This is a genomic window from Nitrospira sp. BLG_2, from assembly GCF_049222245.1.
Genome location: NZ_JBLYIG010000357.1, coordinates 1 through 4,970 on the forward strand (window position 1 = coordinate 1; position 4,970 = coordinate 4,970).

Annotated in this window: 4 protein-coding genes; all 4 read left to right on the plus strand. The window is 53.0% G+C overall.

What is annotated here, in order from left to right; all coding sequences use genetic code 11:
- The coding region (locus tag ACOSYY_RS09825; RefSeq protein ID WP_421662107.1) for a tetratricopeptide repeat protein at positions 1-2,073 on the plus strand (2,073 nt) is incomplete at its 5' end.
- Between the two features lie 9 nt (positions 2,074-2,082).
- Positions 2,083-2,685, plus strand: coding sequence for a polysaccharide biosynthesis/export family protein (locus ACOSYY_RS09830; RefSeq protein ID WP_421662108.1), 603 nt, complete (start codon positions 2,083-2,085; stop codon positions 2,683-2,685).
- A gap of 87 nt (positions 2,686-2,772) precedes the next feature.
- Positions 2,773-3,915: a hypothetical protein gene (locus ACOSYY_RS09835; RefSeq protein WP_421662109.1), complete on the plus strand. Its 1,143-nt coding sequence runs from the start codon at positions 2,773-2,775 to the stop codon at positions 3,913-3,915.
- A 46-nt stretch (positions 3,916-3,961) separates the two neighbouring features.
- Positions 3,962-4,970: GumC family protein (locus ACOSYY_RS09840; protein WP_421662111.1), on the plus strand; the 1,009-nt coding region annotated here is incomplete at its 3' end.

Here is a 4,970-nt window from a genome sequence, read left to right on the forward strand (position 1 = left end):
GAAGCCCGCCTGACTCAGAATGTGAGTGACGCAGCCGACAAGGTGCTGAAAATCAACCCTCGTCATCCCCAAGCGCACGCGCTGAAGATTGCCGCACAAGCCGTGGCCAGAGAGATGATTCCTTCGGTTGTTCCAAAGGCCGAAGAATTGAGCAGGCAGTTTCCGACCGAGCCCGATGTGGCTATCTTGCTGGCCACACTCTACGGTCAAGAGCAGCGGTATCGGGAGGCGGAAGCAACATTGAGACGCGCACTTGAGGCTCATCCGAGAGACCTAGACCTTCTCAATAATTTTAGCCTTATCCTGATCCAGGCAAAAGACATGGCAGGCACTGAAACGATCATGCGCCGCATGATTGATACCGAGCCTAAGGCCATGGAGCATCGGGTAAGGCTCGCCCGATTCTATATTGAACAGGCGGCATTCGGTAAAGCGGAGGCGGTACTGCGCGACGCAGTGGCGCTGGATCCGAACAACGAGCAGCGCCGGCTGATTCTGGCTGAGTTTTTCGTCAGCAGAAAGGATATTCCGTCTGCCGAGCGAGTGCTGCTTGATGCTGCAGCGCAGATTCCATATTCAAGCCACATTCAATTCGGACTCGCGGTGCTCTACCGGAAAAACGGGCAGGATGGGAAAGCACGTGAACGTTATACCACGTTGATCGATGATTACAAGGGCAAGCCAGTCGGTCTGGAAGCCAAGGTCAAATTGGCGGAAATGGATTTCTTGGCGGGAAGACAGGCAGAGGCTGAGCGGCAAGTTCAAGAGGTATTAAAAGAGAATCCGCGATCATCCGACGGCTTGATTCTGTCGGGGCGGATGGCCTTGGCCAGACGAAATGGGAAGGACGCGGTCCAGGCCTTTCGTATTGTCTTGCACGATCAACCGGACATGGCTATGGGTCACTATCTGCTTGGTCGGGCGTATCAGCTGACCGGTGAGACCAATCTTGCAATGGAAAGTTTTGAGCGAGCGGTTGCTCTGTATCCTGACCAAGTGGAGGCCAAACGGTCTCTTGTCGTGTTGGAAAGCAAGAGCGGCCGTTATCAACAGGCGCGAGCGCGGCTCGATGACCTACTGAAACAGCGTCCTGATGACTTGGAAGCTCTCGATATGCTGATGGCGTTGGATCTGACGACGAAGAGCTGGCCCGAGGCGGAACGCACCCTTCGGCGGATGCAAGCTGCCGCAAAAGACAGTCTGCTTACCCACATGGCGGAAGGTCGACTCCATCAGGCGCGAGGTCGATATGAGTCAGCCGTTGCCGCATACGAGCGTGCCATAGCCGTAGCGCCGAACGATCCCGAGCCCTTGTTATCGTTGGTGAAGCTGGAGGTTGCTCGGGGATCTCTGAAGCCAGTGAAGACTCGGCTCGAAACCATGATCGGGAAGCAACCGGATCACTCGTACGCCCATGGTTTATTAGGTGAAGTGCTGGTGATAGCGGGTGATCACTCCGGAGCCGAGGCCCATTTTGAACGGGCCACGGCGCTGAACCCGAAATGGATTACACCATGGCTGAATTGGGGGAGCTTGTGGCTCCGTCAGAAACGGTTCGACCAAGCAGTTCTGGTGGTGAAGAACGGCCTAAAGGATAATGCCGAAAGTGAAGAGCTTCATATGCTCCTGGCCTCCATCCATTCGGCTCAAGGAATAATCGATGAGGCGATACGAGCGTATGACGCAGTCTTGGGATTGAATCCCAAGAATGTCCTTGCCGCCAACAACTTAGCGGTCTTACTCACCGACCATAAAGGGGATCCTCAGAGCCTTGAAAAAGCATTTGTCTTGAGCCGAGATTTCGAGAAAGAAACTCCGCATCCGCTTTTCCTCGACACGCTTGGTTGGGTGCGATTCAAAATGGGACAACGGGAGGAGGCCATCCGTTTACTCAAGTATGCCGTCGCCAAGTTTCCCGAGGCGCCTGTCCTTAATTATCATCTTGGAGTCGCTTTCTTTCATTCCGGCAAGCCGGCTGAAGCTCGTACCCATCTTTCCAAATCGCTGAAGGCTGCCGATCAGTTTGATGGCCGACGGGAAGCGGAGCAGGTCTTAGCGCAGATCGAAGGGTAGGGAGCATCCATGTTTCGGTTTATTCGATGGATGATGAGTGGGCTGTTCGCAGCGCTGGTCGTAACGATACCGGCTTTGTCGGTCCATGCTGAAGATGTTTTAACTGTCACATCGGAATCTCAGGTTGATCCGGGGTATCGTCTTGGTCCTGAGGATGTCATGCTGATTTCCGTATGGAAAGACGAGCAGTTAACCAGAGAGGTCGTCGTGCGACCGGATGGGATGTTTTCTTTTCCTCTCATCGGCGACATTCAGGCGGAAGAACGTACCCTCGATGACATTCGCGCCGATCTCGCCAAACGATTGACGAAATACATTCCGAATCCAAATGTATCGATCGCGGTCACGAAAGTGATGAGCTATAAAATTTATGTCATTGGACGAGTGAACAAGCCGGGTGAGTACTTAATCGGTCATTACACCGACGTGCTGCAGGCACTGAGCCTCGCCGGCGGGTTGACCCCTTTTGCGGCCGAAAACGATATTAAGATCATGCGACGAGTGAAAGGAGCCCAACAGTCGATTTCTTTTCGTTACGGTGATATTCGGAAAGGCAGAAATTTGGAGCAAAACATTCTTCTGCAGCGCGGTGACGTGGTCATGGTGCCGTAAGCAATGCAGTGGAGGCATGGCGGTGGAGACTGCGGTCGGATTCGATACGGCAGGGCTTTGGGACAGCTCATCTTGTGGATCTGTCTCATGGAACTTGGCCTGGTATCCTACAGTAAGGCGGCCGAATGGTCTCTTTCGCCTTCTCTTGGGGTTAAAGGGGTTTACAACAGCAACTTACTCTTGACCCCATTGCCCCACAATGACACCTACGGCTATTGGGTGACACCGGCAACGGAGTTTGCAGGAAAGACCGAGCGTCTCGATGTCAGTAGCCGCATTGCTGCAGATTATGTGGAGTACTTCGGCGGTGAGGACAGACAGTTCACAAATGTTTTTGCACCATTGTCGGTTCGGTATCGGACGGAGAAAGATTTGCTCAATTTTACCGGCGGCTTCACACGTGATAACACGCTGCTCAGTGAGTTACAGGAAACCGGCATTGTCTTGCAGTTTGCCCAGCGAAATCAGTGGACATTTAACCCGTCATGGACAAGAAGTTTGACCGAAAAACTGTCATTCCAATCGGGTGTGCAATTTTCAGATACTACGTATGATACTGGTAGATTGGTTGATTACCGATTAGTGGGCGGGTCTGGAGGACTGCTGTATCAACTCAGTGAACGGGATCAAATCCAATTGGTAGGGTCGTATACTCACTTTCGCACGATCGATTCACCGGCTGGGTTTCAGGCGGATTTCCCAGGAATAAACATCAGCCTGACGCATGCTTTTGATGAATCCCTCACAGGAACGGTCTACGGCGGTCCCAGATTTTTGTCGTCCACTTCTCGGAGTCCAATTGGTGACATTACGTCCCGAGAAACAGTCTGGTTGGCAGGAGCCAGCATGGCAAAGAAGTTTGAGAGGGCGATCATACAAGCCACCTTCGCTCGAGATCTTGCCCCAAGTGGATTCGGGTTACTGATTCAGACCAATCGAGGAGAAGTCATGGGGTCATATGACCTCTCGGAAACTGTTGCCTGCTCTCTGAATGTGACCGGGATTCTCACGACGGGAAAAGCGAATTCGACAATCGGTGGAATCTTTCCGGATAACAACTATATCAGCGTCACACCGAAACTGTCTTGGAAGTTTCTTGAATGGTGGCAGGCGGAGGTCTCATACATGTACCGATGGCGCGACGTCGATACTGCCACCGATTCAGCTAGTTCTCATGCGACGATGTTCATGGTGACCTATTATCCACCCAAACTTTCATGGTCCTACTGAAGCTATGGCGCAGACTCATACTTCGATAATATCCAGTGAGCGCGCGATGGGTCTGAAAGACTACCTTGCGGCCTTTCATCGGCGTCGCAAACTCATCCTCTTGATCGGCTTGGCAGTTTTAGCGGTGTCGTTGACCCTAGCGTTTCTATGGCCGCCGACCTTCAAGTCGACCGCCACCATATTGATTGAAGAGCAGGAGATCCCCTCCGACCTCGTACGATCAACCATCACCAGTTATGCCGATCAACGGATCGAAACGATCAAGCAACAGGTGATGAGCCGCACGACCCTTTGGAAAGTGGTCGAGCAGTTCAATCTCTACCAGGATGAGAGGAAGAACAGTCCCGCTGAAGAAATCGTCAAGCGTTTCGTGAAGGACATCGAAGTGGAAGTGATCAGTGCCGATGTCGTGGATAAGCGCACACAGCATGCTACCAAGGCGACTATCGCGTTTACGGTAGCGTATCAAAATCGATCTCCTGAGCTGGCGCAGAAAGTGGCGAACGAACTGACCAGCTTGTTCTTGGGAGAAAATTTGAAGAGCCGTGAACGCCAAGCCCAAGAGGCAACCTCGTTCCTGCAGCAAGAAGCAGAAAATCTTGCTCGGCACATCAGCGAGATCGATGAAAAGATCGCGGCGTTCAAACATCGGGCTAAGGGAGCGCTTCCGGAGTTGACACCGCTGAACCAGCAATTGATGAACCAGGCTGAACGTGAATTGATGGAAATCGACCAACAGATCCGAAACCTTGAAGAGCGCAAGACGTATCTGGAAGGGGAATTGGCGACGATCAAGCCGAATACGCCGATCCTGTCCGTCACGGGCGAGCGCATTTTGGATTCGGTTGAGCGCTTGCGGGCGCTTCGGGCGCAATACGTGGGGGCGGCGGCCAATCTCTCCGCCGATCATCCCGACATCAGCAAGATGAAGCAGGAGATCGAGGCCTTGGAAAAGGAGACGGGTCAGCTTCCCGATGCGGAAGAGGTCTCGAAGCGACTCATCGATGCGCGAGCCGCTCTGGCCGCCGAGTTGGAACGTCTGGGGAATGAGCATC

Excerpts from the sequence above, each read along its gene's own strand:
- ACOSYY_RS09830 (WP_421662108.1), top strand. The coding sequence starts at position 2,083 with ATGTTTCGGTTTATTCGATGGATGATGAGTGGGCTGTTCGCAGCGCTG.
- ACOSYY_RS09835 (WP_421662109.1), top strand. The coding sequence starts at position 2,773 with ATGGAACTTGGCCTGGTATCCTACAGTAAGGCGGCCGAATGGTCTCTT.